This window comes from Gottfriedia luciferensis, assembly GCF_001712755.1.
GTDB lineage: Bacteria > Bacillota > Bacilli > Bacillales > Bacillaceae_G > Gottfriedia > Gottfriedia luciferensis_B.
This window is the reverse complement of the sequence record NZ_MDKC01000001.1, coordinates 341,106-355,438: the sequence shown is the minus strand read 5'-3', so window position 1 is coordinate 355,438 and position 14,333 is coordinate 341,106. Positions and strand designations below refer to the sequence as shown.

General features: G+C 29.8%; 21 protein-coding genes. 6 read left to right on the top strand and 15 right to left on the bottom strand.

Annotated features, from left to right (window positions below; translation table 11 throughout):
* Positions 1 to 5: 5 nt before the first annotated feature.
* Both pfkB and BED47_RS01845 read right to left on the bottom strand, forming a co-directional pair.
* Positions 6 to 917: a 1-phosphofructokinase gene (gene pfkB, locus BED47_RS01850; protein WP_069032117.1), complete on the bottom strand. Its 912-nt coding sequence runs from the start codon at positions 915 to 917 to the stop codon at positions 6 to 8.
* Positions 914 to 1,669 carry a DeoR/GlpR family DNA-binding transcription regulator gene (locus tag BED47_RS01845; protein WP_069032116.1) on the bottom strand — a complete coding sequence of 252 codons (756 nt, stop codon included), beginning with the start codon at positions 1,667 to 1,669 and terminating at the stop codon, positions 914 to 916. The genes pfkB and BED47_RS01845 overlap by 4 nt, the downstream gene beginning before the upstream one ends.
* 297 nt (positions 1,670 to 1,966) lie before the next feature.
* Between BED47_RS01845 and BED47_RS01840 the strand changes: the two genes are divergently transcribed.
* Positions 1,967 to 2,458, top strand: a complete 492-nt coding sequence (locus BED47_RS01840; protein ID WP_084006711.1) for a DinB family protein — start codon at positions 1,967 to 1,969, stop codon at positions 2,456 to 2,458.
* A 95-nt stretch (positions 2,459 to 2,553) separates the two neighbouring features.
* Here BED47_RS01840 and BED47_RS01835 read toward each other — a convergent pair whose 3' ends face one another.
* Positions 2,554 to 3,339: a DUF4931 domain-containing protein gene (locus BED47_RS01835; RefSeq protein WP_439097765.1), complete on the bottom strand. Its 786-nt coding sequence runs from the start codon at positions 3,337 to 3,339 to the stop codon at positions 2,554 to 2,556.
* 442 nt (positions 3,340 to 3,781) lie between these two features.
* Here BED47_RS01835 and BED47_RS01830 point away from each other — a divergent pair, with 442 nt between their 5' ends.
* Positions 3,782 to 3,934, top strand: a complete 153-nt coding sequence (locus BED47_RS01830; protein WP_069032114.1) for a YpzG family protein — start codon at positions 3,782 to 3,784, stop codon at positions 3,932 to 3,934.
* A gap of 99 nt (positions 3,935 to 4,033) precedes the next feature.
* On the opposite strand, the gene BED47_RS01825 is transcribed toward BED47_RS01830, so the two are convergent.
* The 5 genes from BED47_RS01825 to BED47_RS01810 all read right to left on the bottom strand — a co-directional run bounded on the left by BED47_RS01825 (position 4,034) and on the right by BED47_RS01810 (position 6,199).
* Positions 4,034 to 4,165, bottom strand: a complete 132-nt coding sequence (locus tag BED47_RS01825; protein ID WP_056466015.1) for a DUF4023 domain-containing protein — start codon at positions 4,163 to 4,165, stop codon at positions 4,034 to 4,036.
* Between the two features lie 81 nt (positions 4,166 to 4,246).
* The gene (locus tag BED47_RS01820) at positions 4,247 to 4,570 is read right to left on the bottom strand and encodes a DUF2085 domain-containing protein (protein WP_069032113.1); all 324 of its coding nucleotides are present in this window, start codon (positions 4,568 to 4,570) and stop codon (positions 4,247 to 4,249) included.
* A 14-nt stretch (positions 4,571 to 4,584) separates the two neighbouring features.
* The gene (locus tag BED47_RS23395) at positions 4,585 to 4,788 is read right to left on the bottom strand and encodes a hypothetical protein (RefSeq protein ID WP_139116323.1); all 204 of its coding nucleotides are present in this window, start codon (positions 4,786 to 4,788) and stop codon (positions 4,585 to 4,587) included.
* A 179-nt stretch (positions 4,789 to 4,967) separates the two neighbouring features.
* The gene (locus tag BED47_RS01815) at positions 4,968 to 5,264 is read right to left on the bottom strand and encodes a hypothetical protein (protein WP_069032112.1); all 297 of its coding nucleotides are present in this window, start codon (positions 5,262 to 5,264) and stop codon (positions 4,968 to 4,970) included.
* Positions 5,265 to 5,443: 179 nt separating this feature from the next.
* Complete coding sequence (locus tag BED47_RS01810) at positions 5,444 to 6,199, bottom strand: sporulation protein (protein ID WP_069032111.1); 756 nt, start codon at positions 6,197 to 6,199, stop codon at positions 5,444 to 5,446.
* 201 nt (positions 6,200 to 6,400) lie between these two features.
* On the opposite strand from BED47_RS01810, the gene BED47_RS01805 reads away from it, so the two are divergent.
* Entirely contained in the window at positions 6,401 to 6,841 is a 441-nt protein-coding gene (locus tag BED47_RS01805; protein WP_069032110.1) for a cupredoxin domain-containing protein, read from the top strand.
* A gap of 85 nt (positions 6,842 to 6,926) precedes the next feature.
* Here the strand turns inward: BED47_RS01805 and BED47_RS01800 are convergent, their stop codons facing one another.
* Positions 6,927 to 7,307 (bottom strand): FixH family protein, encoded by a 381-nt coding sequence (locus BED47_RS01800; RefSeq protein WP_069032109.1) that lies wholly within the window; start codon positions 7,305 to 7,307, stop codon positions 6,927 to 6,929.
* A gap of 192 nt (positions 7,308 to 7,499) precedes the next feature.
* Between BED47_RS01800 and BED47_RS01795 the strand changes: the two genes are divergently transcribed.
* Positions 7,500 to 7,964, top strand: coding sequence for a hypothetical protein (locus BED47_RS01795; RefSeq protein WP_069032108.1), 465 nt, complete (start codon positions 7,500 to 7,502; stop codon positions 7,962 to 7,964).
* A gap of 60 nt (positions 7,965 to 8,024) precedes the next feature.
* Here BED47_RS01795 and BED47_RS01790 read toward each other — a convergent pair whose 3' ends face one another.
* From BED47_RS01790 to BED47_RS01780, 4 genes are all read right to left on the bottom strand, one after another.
* Positions 8,025 to 8,648 carry a histidine phosphatase family protein gene (locus tag BED47_RS01790; RefSeq protein ID WP_069032107.1) on the bottom strand — a complete coding sequence of 208 codons (624 nt, stop codon included), beginning with the start codon at positions 8,646 to 8,648 and terminating at the stop codon, positions 8,025 to 8,027.
* 24 nt (positions 8,649 to 8,672) lie between these two features.
* Positions 8,673 to 8,825, bottom strand: coding sequence for a hypothetical protein (locus tag BED47_RS23550; RefSeq protein ID WP_175403430.1), 153 nt, complete (start codon positions 8,823 to 8,825; stop codon positions 8,673 to 8,675).
* A gap of 321 nt (positions 8,826 to 9,146) precedes the next feature.
* Positions 9,147 to 10,004, bottom strand: coding sequence for an alpha/beta fold hydrolase (locus BED47_RS01785; protein WP_069032106.1), 858 nt, complete (start codon positions 10,002 to 10,004; stop codon positions 9,147 to 9,149).
* A gap of 117 nt (positions 10,005 to 10,121) precedes the next feature.
* Positions 10,122 to 10,586, bottom strand: a complete 465-nt coding sequence (locus BED47_RS01780; RefSeq protein WP_069032105.1) for a GNAT family N-acetyltransferase — start codon at positions 10,584 to 10,586, stop codon at positions 10,122 to 10,124.
* A 218-nt stretch (positions 10,587 to 10,804) separates the two neighbouring features.
* On the opposite strand from BED47_RS01780, the gene BED47_RS01775 reads away from it, so the two are divergent.
* Positions 10,805 to 11,632 (top strand): 5'-nucleotidase, lipoprotein e(P4) family, encoded by an 828-nt coding sequence (locus BED47_RS01775; protein ID WP_069032104.1) that lies wholly within the window; start codon positions 10,805 to 10,807, stop codon positions 11,630 to 11,632.
* 121 nt (positions 11,633 to 11,753) lie between these two features.
* Here BED47_RS01775 and BED47_RS01770 read toward each other — a convergent pair whose 3' ends face one another.
* Positions 11,754 to 12,242, bottom strand: a complete 489-nt coding sequence (locus BED47_RS01770) for a hypothetical protein (protein WP_069032103.1) — start codon at positions 12,240 to 12,242, stop codon at positions 11,754 to 11,756.
* A gap of 104 nt (positions 12,243 to 12,346) precedes the next feature.
* Positions 12,347 to 12,964 carry a hypothetical protein gene (locus tag BED47_RS01765; RefSeq protein ID WP_069032102.1) on the bottom strand — a complete coding sequence of 206 codons (618 nt, stop codon included), beginning with the start codon at positions 12,962 to 12,964 and terminating at the stop codon, positions 12,347 to 12,349.
* 419 nt (positions 12,965 to 13,383) lie between these two features.
* On the opposite strand from BED47_RS01765, the gene BED47_RS01760 reads away from it, so the two are divergent.
* Complete coding sequence (locus BED47_RS01760; protein ID WP_069032101.1) at positions 13,384 to 14,031, top strand: 2OG-Fe(II) oxygenase; 648 nt, start codon at positions 13,384 to 13,386, stop codon at positions 14,029 to 14,031.
* The last annotated feature ends 302 nt before the right edge of the window (positions 14,032 to 14,333 follow it).

The following is a 14,333-nucleotide window of genomic DNA, read 5'->3' as shown; positions in this document are numbered from 1 at the left end:
CCCCCCTAATCTTTTTCAATCTTTACTTGATTAAGTAATTCTTCAATTTTCTCTCTTTTTGTTAAATCCTCTGAAAAAGCGGTCGCACTACCTGATGCAACACCTACTTTAAATGCCGTTTCAATATTATTTGTTTTTACATAAGTACCAACAAAACCAGCCACAAGTGAATCACCTGCACCAACTGAATTAATTACTTCTCCCTTTGGAACATTTGAAACATAAACGGAAGACTCTGTAATTAGAATCGCTCCATCACCTGCAAACGATATTCCTACATTTTGAGCACCTAATTTAACTAACTTTTTACCGTACGGGATTGCTTGTTCAATTGAAGTAATTTTGACATCAAATAGGTCACCTAATTCATGATGATTTGGCTTGATAAAAAATGGACGATGTTTAACTACATCTAAAAGTACTTTTCCACTTGCATCAACAATGATATGAATCCCATTTTCTTGTCCCCACAAAGTCAATTGTTCATATAAATCAGATGGTAATGTATTAGGGATACTACCAGCTAATACAACATAATCACCTTTTTTAATTTGTTTTAGTTTATAAAAAAATTGATCTAATTTTTCCTCGGAAATTGCAGGTCCTTGTCCGTTAATTTCAGTTTCTAATTGAGATTTTAATTTTATATTAATTCTAGAATCGCCTTCCACTTGAACAAAGTCAGACGTAACTCTTTCATTTTCCAACACATTTTTAATAAAATCTCCTGTAAAACCTCCAACGAAACCAAGTGCTATGCTTTCGACATCTAATCTTTTCAAAACTCTTGAAACATTAATTCCTTTACCACCAGGAAATTTATTTTCCCTTTTCATCCGATTAATTTTTCCTAACCCGATATCGTCAACTTCAACGATGTAATCAATTGAAGGATTAAGTGTTACTGTATAAATCATGATTTCACTACCTTTATCAAAGATGTTTTTTCCTCTAATTGTTTAGCTAGTACATCATCTATTTCGTCCGTTAAAATAATCGCTTCTTCAATTTCACCAATCTTTGCAAAACTTGTTTCGCCAAATTTACTATAATCAGCTATTATAAATACTTTCTCTGAAATAGAGATGGCTGTTTTCTTAACAAACGCCTCTTCAGGATCTGGCGTAGTATAACCAAACTCGGGATGGATACCGTTCGCCCCAATAAAACATTTATCAAACCGATAATTCTTTAGACTTTCAGAAGCCATACTCCCAATCAATGCTTTTGTATGCCCTTTCATTTTTCCACCTATAAGATATGCAGACACTTCATTTTCAAAAAGTGCTTCAACATGCATTAATCCATTCGTAACGACTGTTACATCTAACCCCTTTAATAAAGGAATCATTTCAAATGTCGTACTTCCAGCATCTAAATATATACAATCGCCTTCATTAATTTGAGTTACTGCAAGCCCGGCGATTAATTTTTTACTTTGAACGTTTTTGGATGTTTTTTCAGTCATACTCAACTCAGTGGCTTTGCTATTGATTGAAGCTGCACCACCATGAACTCTTTTTAAGAGATTAAGAGACTCAAGCTCAACTAAATCACGTCGTATTGTCGACTCAGAAGTATTTGTAGCCTCTACGATATCCCTCAATTTCACAATACCCATTCTCTTTATCATCTCTATAATGAATTGTTGTCTTTCCGGAGTTAACATAAAATTCATCCTTTCATAAAACCAAGTATAAGACACCAAAAATAAAAAATCAATCATTTTCTTCCAAAAACATTCAATAACAATCTAAATCATTCAAACTCATTCAAAACCGTTCAAATTTGTAAAAATTTACAAGCTACATTAAATTAAAAATAAGAATTACTATTTGTTTTTTATATTATTTCTTATGATTACTCATAATATTTATCTAAATAAGTAATACTCAAATTTTAGATTCATAGAGTCTTGTAAAAAATTTTGGTTTACAATTATTAAAATAGAAATGGGGAATATCTTTTGAAGGAAAATATCCAAATTCGTGAAGAACTGATGGAAGTTATTGAACATTTATCAGATGAACAGTTAAATAAGAAGGTAAATAATGAAAAATGGTCCATTATGCAAGTTCTTGACCATTTATACTTAATGGAATCTAAATTAGTAAAGCTAATGACACGAACATTTAATGAAGCACCTAGTGAAGTTATTCCAGATAAGCCAATTCACCTAGTAACTGATCGTACTAAAAAAATAACCTCTCCACCTCATTTTGAACCAATTGATCAATTCATTACTAAAATGGAAATGACTGAGAAATTGAACCAATCTAGAAAATCACTACATGAATTTGTTGAACTAACTAAAGATCATAAATTGGATGATAAAGGCATACCGCATCCCATCTTTGGACAAATCAATTTAAAACAATGGATTCCTTTTATAGGTGTTCATGAAAAACGTCATATTGAACAAATTAGAGAGTTAAAAAACGAATTATTCATTAAATAAACAGATTATAGATACAAGGAAGTTGATCTAGGCAAGTTCTACTAAAAAAATCTCAACAATATAAAAAAGAGCTTACAACAACGCGTAAGCTCTTTTTAAATTGAAGATAATCCCTCTAATTCTTTTTGGTAAAGACTAAGTATTTGATCTTTATGTACTTCTAACTGGTTAGACACTTGAGAAATTGAATACCCGATAAATAATGGTGAAACAACAAATCTAGGAATAATTTTACAAATAATTTTCCCTTTCCATTTATAAAAGAATAAATTATAGCTTTGAAGTCCTTTATAAAAATGGTTAAGTAAATAATGTGTAACCGTTTGTAAGTAGACGGCCATTTGTGGAATAAATTTCTGATCATCAATTAGTATATTGAATTCTCTAAATCCCATAATTGGATGAGTAGAAATGTTTAATTCATATCCATTATCCGACGAAATGGTAATCCCTTCGAAATACACATCTGTTACCTTTTTGTTGTAATCAATATTTTTCAAGCCAACAATTTGCATATGTGGATGAGTTAGTGTTCCCCCAGATAATGGGCCATGATTTTTATATAAAATAACAGATTTGTATTCTCCTGTCGATTCCATATCACCCCATTTATCAATTGCAAAGACTAATAATTCTGTCAAATGTGTTAACGAATATTTCGAAGGATCTCCTTCACAATCATCGCTTTCAATAATAACAGTTTGAAAAGTATCTTCTAATGTTGGAAATTTATTTTTTAAAAAAATGATTGAGCCAGAAGTATCGATAATATCCGTTAAGTTTTCACGATCACAAAATGGGCATTTAACTTCTTTATTTTTAATACTATCAGGTTTTTTAACACCTATATCCATTTTAAATTGTAAGACCTCATTTTGAATATCCATCCCGGTTTCCCCTTTGAATAAATTGAAAAAAATATTTCTAAATTTAAATAATCTCCTCTTTGAAAATACATCATTGTTTTAGTTAATACATTAGTGTTTAATTCTAATTGAAAATTGCCTTCATCTTTCAGCAACTTAACAAAATGTTTTTTTCTATTACTTAAAATAATAATAAACGATACGATGGATAATCAATTAAAACGCTCATTAATTACCATTAAATTTTAGATTTAACAATTTTCTTAAATGAAATTCTATTTTCACCTAAAAATATGAAGTTAATTTATATTCTTAATTTCAATATCTCATCTTAAATTAGATCTAAATAATTTTAGTGTTTTAAAATAGTATCTTTTTCAACTAATTTTCAAATACTAACAACGATATTCAATTGAATATCAAAGATATCCTAAATTATCTTAGAGGTGAATCAAACATGACATTAAAAAATCATTTAGATCCTCATTCTCAGAAATTTTACCACAATTGGACTAGACCTAAACATGCTAAATCACAAGTCAATGGACATACTATGGAGTCTCAGAACACGATCATTTTAAGAAGCAACGCTAAGGCACATAGATGGTAAAAAAGGATAATTAAGGAGTAGGAAGACATTTAGATGTCTTCCTTTCTTTTAACAAAATAAAACTAGCCATGTTAATTACCACGGCTAGTAAAACATTTATTATTTATTTGTTCCATGTTGCTTAGTAGGTAATTTTTCATTTGGTGTTCCATTACCTTGGTGTTCTTTATTTTTTTGGTCTTTTCTTTGTTTTTCATGTAATTTTTCGACAAATTCATGTGTATCTTCCATTTTTTAATCCTCCTTAGTAAAGAATCTAAATGTTACTTTAACCAATCAGGTAGAAAAAAATTCATTAGCTTGATAAAGAAGTTATATAAGAATTTTTATCAAAAATAAAACAGACCTTACAATCAACATTGTTTGAGCAATTCCAAATAAGAATCCTGTTATGAAACGTAAGGAATTATTACTTTCTCTCCATTTCCATTTCTGTGTATACCCATCAATCAATAACGGAGTCATTAAAATAGGAATGTACCACCAAAGTATAAAGGAAGAAATCATAAATAGAAAAGGAAGAAACAAATAACCTAGAAGTATGGCAGTACACCTTGCACAAAGTGGAAAAGTATAAGAGCCTATATGAAATGACCTTTCTTTTTTACGATGACATGGTATCCAATTCAAAATCAAAAATAATCCCCCTATTAGCTTGGACAATCTGGGCTACAATCACAATCAGGTGCACAATCCGGTGTGCAATCAGGCATGTGATGATGACAATCAGGCAAGTCACAATCTGGTATATAACCAAAATCACCGCAATCACACCAATCGAATCTCCTATTCTGTCTTCTCCGTTCATAGTAAATAATCATAATAATTCCAAAAACGATACTTATACTAATCAATATTAGTCCTTTTACTAAAAAACCCTTTATTATTAAAACGATTCCTAGAATAAGAAGAATGAAAAAACCACTGATTAAGAAAAAGACCAACTTTATCACTCTTTCTTAAAAATAATGAAAGACTAACCTGACGTTAGTCTTGTTCTTAGTTACCAATTATATATTACTTATAAATCACTCTATTTTGAACGTTGAGTCGCTGCACCAATTAAAATAAAAATGGCTGATAGAATATGCAAAATCATACCTAATATCGGAATCCATGCAAGACAAGAAGTTATGATCCCAAAAATATTTCCAATCGCAGAGACGCCAGCCTTTTTCGCTAAAACGAGTGTAATAATGTGGAGGATTAAAGCTATAAATAATGGCGTATAACCAAAACCAAAAACGATCCAGCCACCTAAAACAGGTATCCCGAGTAATGCTTCAAAACCACCTGAAATCCATTTCATATTTTTAACGTTAGACTTCATAAAATCTCCTTTTCAACATAAAAATGTTAATTTTTTCTAATAAATACTAATGTATTCTATAAATTCTTTTACGGATAGTTTTTATTAAAAATTCCATTTAAATTCAGTCTAAAGAATGAGAATTTATGATAATGTAAAAATTTAAAAGCAAGAGACAAAAACTCTATTTTACTTTTTTATCAATTATATTGTTGTAAAAACGCCCTAACCGAATTTGCAACTGATTGTACATCTTTAAGTTGCTCATTTTTAAAACTAAGAGATGTTTTCTTTTCATCTAACCCGAATGACTCTTGTAGTAAGCCTGTTAAACCACGATATGAACCAGCTTTATCTACTGCTATCATCATAAACAGTCCATCTTTATTCGGTTCGATCATACATTCAATTTCATCAAATCGCCATTCTCTTTTAGAGTTAGGAACAAACTCCCACTCTTGATAGAATCGACCTTTTTGAGACTCCACCTCGACCTGACGTAAACGGAAGCCAAGAATTTTAAATGCTTCTACAAAGTTTGCTAATTCTTCATGTGCAAGAACCTTTAAGAAATCAGTATCTGTTGGGTCAATACTTAAATCGATATCTAAATCAGTTTCAATCCAAACCTGGCCATGCCTTATTGTAATCGGTGTGTAAAATGGCAATTGGAACGAAAAAGGAATTACTTTTTCTTCATTCGCTTCAATTTTCATTTTTCCAGATACACGTTCTTCATGCAATTGAATTTTAACGTTTACCTCATCGTCTCCACTTTTCTTTTTAGCATATGATTTTAACTTAAGCCCAATATGATTAATTTCTTGTGCAACTGAACCACCCTTAACTTCAACTACACCTTCAACATTTTTTCCTGGAAATAAATCTCTTGTATGAATAATTGTATTTACCGAAGCTGCTCCAATTCCTAGTCTAGCTAGTACTTTTTTAAACATCAAATCCCCTCCAAAAAAATTACTATATTTCCATTATATAGTAGATTACCATTCTTGAATAATCCAAATTTAGTAATGAATCCCTTCTATACATTATGAAAAATAGAAATAATTATGTAAATTATGAATGTAGAATTAGTAGACAAGTTATTAATAGGATAAGCATATTTTATAATATGAAATTAATTTTGGAGGTGTCTTATGCACTTTATTTTTATTAAGAAAAAATGGTTATTAATTTGCTTTCTCCTTGTAGTAATTGGATTAAGTGGTTGGTATTACTTAACACCAAATTCAGTTCAGACTGCAGTAGAGCAGCAACATGTAAAAACAATAGACATCGATATGATTACAGCCGAATTCAGTACAAAGCTAGATGATGGAACAGAAATTGAAGCTTATAGATGGGATCCAGGTACGATCGTTGTTGAAAAAAACCAAAAAGTAAATCTAAAAATTCATGGAATAAATGGAAAAGAACATAGTTTCCATATCGAAGGAACAAATATCACGGGTGTAGTTGTTAAAGGTAAAACGACTGAAGTACCTTTATTCTTTAAAAAAGAAGGTACATACCGATTAATTTGTGATACTCACTCTCATGATGGAGCACCAATGATTGGTTATATTGTTGTGGATTAATTATTAATAACAGAATCTGGCATTCAAAAAAAGATAGTAAAAATAGTCTAGTTTACTAAATTTACTATCTTTTTCTTATTCTTCCTTATTTAAATGTTACTTTACGTTCATTTTTACCCTCTTTTATGATAATTTGTTTACTCCAAGTACCTTCCATCGGCAGTTCCAAGCTCACTTCATATCTACCTGTATTTATTTTCTTCATACTCGCTTCAACATGATGATTCATACTTTTCATTTCCATTTTAAAATTAATCGAATCTACATCTACTTCTTTACCATCTGAATCTACTAAATTTACTTGATACACATGTGTATGTTTTTTATTTGTTAATCTTTTTTCGTTAATTGATAATTGAATATGATCTAAAAAAGGGCTCGATTTAATTTCAGCCTTTTTTCCACAGCCAGAACAAATTAGTAAAATACATAACATAGTTATGAATATGTAAAAGAATTTCTTCATTAACATCACTCCTTTTTAAATAAAATCCTCACCCTTACTTTACTTAAAACGGATAATTAAATTTGTGATATAAATGTAAAAGCAAAAATAAAATTATTGAAATCTCATTCATACAATTAAGCTTTTTCAACATATAATTGAACGTTATAACTCAAACAACTAAGAATCCTACATAGGGAGGAGTTTAACTTAATGTTCTTAGAATGGGCTAGCATTGTCTTAACTGTACTACTTTCATCATATGTCATCTTAATCGCAAATAGAAAAAAAGAAAAACTTTCTTGTACAGCCGGAAAAATGATCAGTATGACGAATTCAATGATGACAAGTGTTACAATTGGTACAATCTTTGGTATTATTTTTCGGAATACAGATTTGACCATTCCTACAATTATTTCAATGACTGCAGGCATATTAATAGGATACTTAACAGGTAAACCATTATCATTAATGGCTGTACTAGAAGGTATAACTGCGGGAATTATGGGTGGTATGATGGGAGCAATGCTTGGCATTATGCTACAGGAAACTTATTTAAACTTATTAATCTATTTTATAGACGTTATTTTTGTATTCGTTACAATCCTATTAATTAAGGTGATTGATCAAGAAGTTAACAAATTCAATAAAAATGAAAAATCTTTCCAATCAATTTAATCATTAAAATAGCCTACCTATATTTTAAATTAGGTAGGCTAACATATTTTAGTAAAAACATTAAATACGATCTAAATGAGTTGTATCGCAAAGTACTTTAAATTCCAACTCTTTATCTTCATCAAAATTAATAACCGTTAAACTTGTTCCATGGACATAAGGTAGATCCCATAATTTTTCATTTGGTGATTGCTTTAAATGAGCTACAATTGTCGCCAATACAACTGCATGTGTAACAATTAATATATTTCCTTCTTCATTTGAATTTAAAATATTTTGGATAACATTACCTACTCTTGCTCTTAAGTCTAGTAAACTCTCACCTTGATGTGGACTATGATCGTATAAATGTGGTGTTTTCCATAGCGATTCGAATTCATTTTCAAAGCCCGCATTAATTTCTTGTTTCGTTTTCCCTTCCCAATCACCAAAATTAATCTCTTTTAAATCATCTTCTTCAATAATTGGAATTGTGGGATTGTTTTTTAAAATATTTGCAGTTGTTACTGCACGTTTACTCGAACTAGTATATATTTTTCTAAAATTCACTTTTGCTAATTTTTCACTTAATAATTTAGCATCACTAATCCCACTAGCAGTAAGTTCGGAATCTTTTGAGCCTTGTAATCGATTTTCGATATTCCACACCGTTTCACCATGTCTTGTTAAATAAATGGTTAACAACTTTAGTCCTCCAGCTTTTGTAAATTATTCATTAACTTGTTTTTCTTCTCTTCGTTCATATAATATACCTGCGATTAAGGCTAATAAAACATTTGTTATTAATAATGGGCTAAATCCAGAACCACAGACTAATGATAGAACTAACGCAATAATAGCGAAAAGGATTGGTAAATTCATTTTGTATGCTCCTTAAATATGAAGTTAATTATTTTCAAATACAAATATTAATAATTTATATTAAAAATATTTTACCATGAATTAACCTTTTTTTAACAATTCAAAAAAATAAAAAACGATTCATTTGAATCGCTTTGGAATCATGATTGGGCTGATTATTAACTAAAATTTCTGTATTCCTTAATTTAGTTAATAATCTTCTGTCGCTTCCCCATTCCTATACCTACTTGCTTAATTTAACTAGGGTATAATGAGGTTGAAAGAAATCATTAAATTGCTATATATTATTTGTACTTATTTTGACTTCATTTAAACATTCTTTCAACTTCTTACAGTCGATTTTTTAATAAATTGTTTTACTACCTTAAAAAATAATTCCTTCTCTTCTAAAAATGGATAATGATTACTTTCATTAAAAATGACTAATTTCGAATTTTCAATTCCTTCAGCCATTTCTTCTGAATATTCGATTGGGCATTGTACATCATGTTTGCCACAAATGATTAAAGTTGGACAGCTTATTAATGCTAACTTTTTTGTTACATCGTATATTTGATATTCCCGATTAAAATAATTAAGTCGAATTGCTGACATTTTTTTAGAGATTGGTAAATTAAAATAGTCATAATATCGTTCAGGCTTATGTAAAGAAAGCTTTGTCCGCTCAATTGATAGCGCTTTTCTTTCTTCATTAGATAATTGGTTACTTTTTAGTCTTTCAATTAATTCTTGCATATTATTATATTGCGGATGAGCCCTGTTATAAATACAGTTTTCTGAAAATGTTGCATAGTCTCTTGCTGCAGCCCCAACAATAATATTATGATTTAAAGAATTTGAAAAATAGATCCCATAAATAATTCCAAGCATTCCACCGGTAGAATGTCCAGCAAAACTCCAGGACGAATAACCTAACGCTTTCCTAATTTCTTCTAAATCAAAAATCGTTTCTAACATACTTAATTCATAAGGAAAATGTGCTTTTTCAGAATTACCCGTTTCTCTTAAATTTATTAAAAATACTTTAAATAATTTTGTAAATGAATTTGCAAAATAATCTCCAATATCATTGAATTCAGAGTAATTATGTGTGACACATAAAGGCTCTCCCTCACCTTTGCAAAATACTTCAAATGTACCTCGTTTCGTATTAATTAGTCTTCGTTCCCATTTCTCCATAACGTGAAAATCCCTACTTTTTGACATACCCTACTATTTCTTGAAAATAGCTACTAATTCCTATCATTTAAAAAATTGTTCACATATTATTCAAAATTAATCATACGTAAAATTCAGTTATCTCTGAACAATGTAATACCAAACTGCTTCTTCTCCAAAGTAGTCACCAGTCGGATTAAATCCGGATTGCTTATATAAATTCATAGCTAATTTATTATCTTTATGAACTGTTAAGCGAATCTCATTGCATTGCTGAAATTTATTCACAATCCATTTAATCATTTCAGCAAATGCTAATTTACCATAACCTTTACCCTGAAACTGTTTATCAACTAAAAAACCATTTATCCAATAACTATTTGTTGTATGTTCTTCATAAGCATGCATAATAAATCCGACCATTTTCTGATCATCATAAATGGCAAATGGGATATATTCCACTTTTTCACCATCTGGCTTTATATATACTTTTGCAATAGATACTGCAACCGAAGGAACAAAATTAAATTGTTCTCTATCTACTTCAAGTTTTAAAGCTTCTTCCCAATTTTCTCTTGTTACGATTTCTAAATGAATAGTCATCGATAGCCTCCATTCAAATTTAAAATTGAATTCCCTTATATCATATCACTTTCTTTACTAAATTCAGAAATTTCCGAAATTACGGTAAATGAAATTTTTAATATTAGGCGAATATTTTCTAGACTTTAGGTAATAACAACCTTGAAAAGCAATTTTTCATATTTACTACCTAATTTTTATTTAGCTAGTACATTTAATAAATATGAAAGGAAATTATTATGAAAAAAATTGTTATTATCCTCTCTATCTTATTTGCATTTGCATTTGGTTCATTGGCTGGCATTGGTTTTAGTAAAGCTGAATTGGCAAGAAGCACACAAGAACATAATGTTATGTCTACTAATTGGTTTCAATCCTCTGCGGAAAACAAGGCTTTGCAAATTCAAATTTATAATCAGGCAAAAGAAGAGCTTGCAGAAACAATGATTAAAAAGAAAGCAAGTGATAAATTAAATAAAAACGCAAAACCAGCCGCAGTTGTTTTAGACATTGATGAAACAATCCTTGATAATTCCCCAGATACTGCTTGGTCCATTAAAAATAATACTTCCTACCCACAAGGCTGGGATGAATGGATCCATATGGCAAAAGCTGAATTAATCCCTGGTGCAAAAGATTTCCTGCTCGCAGCGAAAAAAATGAATGTAGATGTTTTTTATCTTACAAATCGTCCTGAAAAAACACGAGATGACACAATAAAAAATTTGAATTTACATGGATTACCAAATGTTGACTCAAAACATTTATTTTTAAAAACAAATACTGCTCAAAAAGGTCCGAGACAAGCAGAGATTGCAAAAACCCATGAAATTGTTATGTTAGTAGGCGATAATACAAACGATTTATCAGATATCTTTTATAAAGCGGATTTGAAAACTCGAAAAGATAATGTCGATAAAATTGCAAAGGACCTAGGTATAAAGTATATCCAATTACCAAATCCGATGTATGGAGACTGGGAAGATGCAATCTATCATTACAAAATGTCAAAAACTGCAGATGAAAAAGCAGTCGATCGATATAAGGCTTTACAACCAATGAAATAGATAGCTTAAAAGGTTAGATGAGTTAGTTTTGACTTATCTGACCTTTTTCTTTTATAAGTTGATTTGAAATAATTGACCATCTAATTAGCATCCCTTGAACATATTATTAGCAATATTTAAGTTAAATTTCTACATTGTAAAGGTTTAAATCCTTCCACCCTTCAAATGCATTTCTAAAGATTCTCGATATATTTTCATCTTTACTAATTAATAAATTATAGGACGAGTCCCAAAATACTATTTCAAATAAAGCCTTTGGATGTTGAGTTTTCGGATTTGGTACCCAAAAACTTGGGTTACCATCTGCAAATGGAATGATTTCTAAATTACTTAGTTCAATCTTTTCATTTTTAGGGAAAGCTGAAAATACACCCCAAGATAAACCAAAATACTTATGTTCAGTAATCTTTGAAATGTTTTTATGTGGTATCCAATATATTTCTAAAATGTCATTATCTCTATTTTTTATTCGATAGTTCTCAATTGTTTCACTAAATTCTTCAAAATAAAAATCTGTATCAGTTATTAGCCAGTTATATTCATCTTGAAGTGCACTGAGTGCTTGAAAAACTTCATATGGAGAATAAAACACTTCTGTTATTGTATTCATTTATTTCCCCCGTATAGTATGTTTAATTAGCTTTTTCCTGTTAGTATTTATGCAAGTTTAAGTCATTAAAACTGAAGATCCGATTTTAGTTAACTTTACTAAATCTACAACATTTGATTTGCGATATTAATGACATATTGTTTATTCTTTTCAGTATTTTCAATATTTGAAACATAATTAAGTTCATAATAAATACCTTTTTTATTGAAAACAAGTGTATTTTCTTCTGTATCAAAATCTTCTTTATTGTTATCCAGTTTATATGAAATACCTAAAGTTGAATTTCCTGTATAAGTACCAAGTACCCCACCCTTTAATTTAACAATTTCATTCGCTTCATTTTCTTCTACCTCAAGTTCAGGTTTATAATTATGAACTATAACAAGTACTATAAATAGGGTTGACTTATCAATATGAGAAAGACTATATTGTACATCTAATTTCTTTCCTTTATGATCGATATCATTTATAGATAATGTTTTAATAGGATCGACTTCAAGTGGTAAATTATTAGGAATCTTCAATTTAAAAGGAAGTGCACTTAAACCTTCTTCGATCGAAGAGGATTTATAAGTAACAGGTAATATTTTTCTTTGTTCTTTTGTAAGTTCCGGTTGTTCAAACTTTTTTAATTTTGAAGTATCTAGCGATGGATTTTTTTCATTTTCACAACCAAATGGTATTAATAATGACGTTAGACCAATAAATAGTGATTTTTTCATTTCATGCTCCATTAGATAATTTAATAGGATAATATTTTCATATTATAAAATTATATCATTTCTATTTTTATTTAACTTAAACTTCTCCCCCTCACTATCAATACGATGGGTTTTCAACACATGAAAATCGACAAAACTCCCGAATTACCACAAATTAAATACCCTAAAATTTATTTTCGAAATTTTCTTTAAACATTAGTCTGATAGGCATTGATTTAAGCAGGAAAATAACATCTCAATGAGGAATTTAATCTAAAAACAAATTTTTTATCTACAGGTATTTTAGCATTGAATCAAAAAATCCAAATTTCAGTTTTTTCTTTTCTACAAAAATGATTTGCGAAATTTATTCAAATCAATGTGCTCACCAATTTTTCCTAGGATTTGTATTAGTGAAATAGACAAGGAGATGTGACAAAATGTTAGAAGTAGGCAATTTAAAGGAAACTGAACAAACCATTTTTAATCACACTGGTCCGTTTATCCAAACAATTGATCGCGAGATTGAGATTCATACTCGAAAAGAAGAACCATTAGTTGTCTTACTTAATAATGTTTTAAGTGATGAAGAGTGTGATGAGCTAATCAACCATGCGAAATTGCGCATGAAACGCTCAAAAATAGGGTTATCTCATGAAGAAAATGAGATGCGAACAAGTAGTGGCATGTTTTTTGAGGAAAGTGAAACGGAACTTATTAAACGTATTGAAAATCGAATCGAAACGATCATGAATATTCCAATCGAACATGCAGAACCATTACAAGTTCTTCATTACGAACCAGGGCAACAGTATAAACCACATTTCGATTACTTTTCTAATCATAGGACAAAAAATAATAGGATTAGTACACTCATTCTCTATTTAAATGATGTGGAAGAAGGCGGAGAAACGATTTTTCCTGCGCTTAATTATTCTGTCGCCGCTAAAAAAGGCAATGCTTTATACTTTGAATATTTTTATCAGGACGAAGCAATCAATGAACTAACGATTCATGCAGGTAGCCCTGTTATTAGTGGAGAAAAATGGGTTGCGACTCAGTGGATGAGGCGACAACGTATTCGCTAGTTATAACGAAATAAATAGATAGTTTAATAGAAAATTTTGCATATTTAGGACCTGATATTTCAGATAATTCTAATAATATTTGGTCCTTCCTTATGTAAAGTGTTTCCCTTTTTGCTTTTTCAGTAACTCATAAGCATCTTATGCGATACTACAAATCTATTTTTTCCTTTTTAACTTACGCATGAACCTTCTATGAGTTACTTCAAATCTATTTTTTCATTTCTAACTTACTCATGAACCCTCTATGAGTTACTTCAAATCTATTTTTTCATTTCTAACTTACTCATGAACCCTCTATGGGT

Excerpts from the sequence above, each read along its gene's own strand:
- BED47_RS01765 (WP_069032102.1), bottom strand. The coding sequence starts at position 12,964 with ATGAAAAAATCACTATTTATTGGTCTAACGTCATTATTAATACCATTT.
- BED47_RS01815 (WP_069032112.1), bottom strand. The coding sequence starts at position 5,264 with ATGAAGTCTAACGTTAAAAATATGAAATGGATTTCAGGTGGTTTTGAA.
- BED47_RS01785 (WP_069032106.1), bottom strand. The coding sequence starts at position 10,004 with ATGGAGAAATGGGAACGAAGACTAATTAATACGAAACGAGGTACATTT.
- BED47_RS01810 (WP_069032111.1), bottom strand. The coding sequence starts at position 6,199 with ATGTTTAAAAAAGTACTAGCTAGACTAGGAATTGGAGCAGCTTCGGTA.
- BED47_RS01825 (WP_056466015.1), bottom strand. The coding sequence starts at position 4,165 with ATGGAAGATACACATGAATTTGTCGAAAAATTACATGAAAAACAAAGA.
- BED47_RS01770 (WP_069032103.1), bottom strand. The coding sequence starts at position 12,242 with ATGAATACAATAACAGAAGTGTTTTATTCTCCATATGAAGTTTTTCAA.
- BED47_RS01830 (WP_069032114.1), top strand. The coding sequence starts at position 3,782 with ATGACATTAAAAAATCATTTAGATCCTCATTCTCAGAAATTTTACCAC.
- BED47_RS01780 (WP_069032105.1), bottom strand. The coding sequence starts at position 10,586 with ATGACTATTCATTTAGAAATCGTAACAAGAGAAAATTGGGAAGAAGCT.
- BED47_RS01805 (WP_069032110.1), top strand. The coding sequence starts at position 6,401 with ATGCACTTTATTTTTATTAAGAAAAAATGGTTATTAATTTGCTTTCTC.
- BED47_RS01775 (WP_069032104.1), top strand. The coding sequence starts at position 10,805 with ATGAAAAAAATTGTTATTATCCTCTCTATCTTATTTGCATTTGCATTT.
- BED47_RS01845 (WP_069032116.1), bottom strand. The coding sequence starts at position 1,669 with ATGTTAACTCCGGAAAGACAACAATTCATTATAGAGATGATAAAGAGA.
- BED47_RS23550 (WP_175403430.1), bottom strand. The coding sequence starts at position 8,825 with ATGAATTTACCAATCCTTTTCGCTATTATTGCGTTAGTTCTATCATTA.
- BED47_RS01800 (WP_069032109.1), bottom strand. The coding sequence starts at position 7,307 with ATGAAGAAATTCTTTTACATATTCATAACTATGTTATGTATTTTACTA.
- pfkB (WP_069032117.1), bottom strand. The coding sequence starts at position 917 with ATGATTTATACAGTAACACTTAATCCTTCAATTGATTACATCGTTGAA.
- BED47_RS01760 (WP_069032101.1), top strand. The coding sequence starts at position 13,384 with ATGTTAGAAGTAGGCAATTTAAAGGAAACTGAACAAACCATTTTTAAT.
- BED47_RS01795 (WP_069032108.1), top strand. The coding sequence starts at position 7,500 with ATGTTCTTAGAATGGGCTAGCATTGTCTTAACTGTACTACTTTCATCA.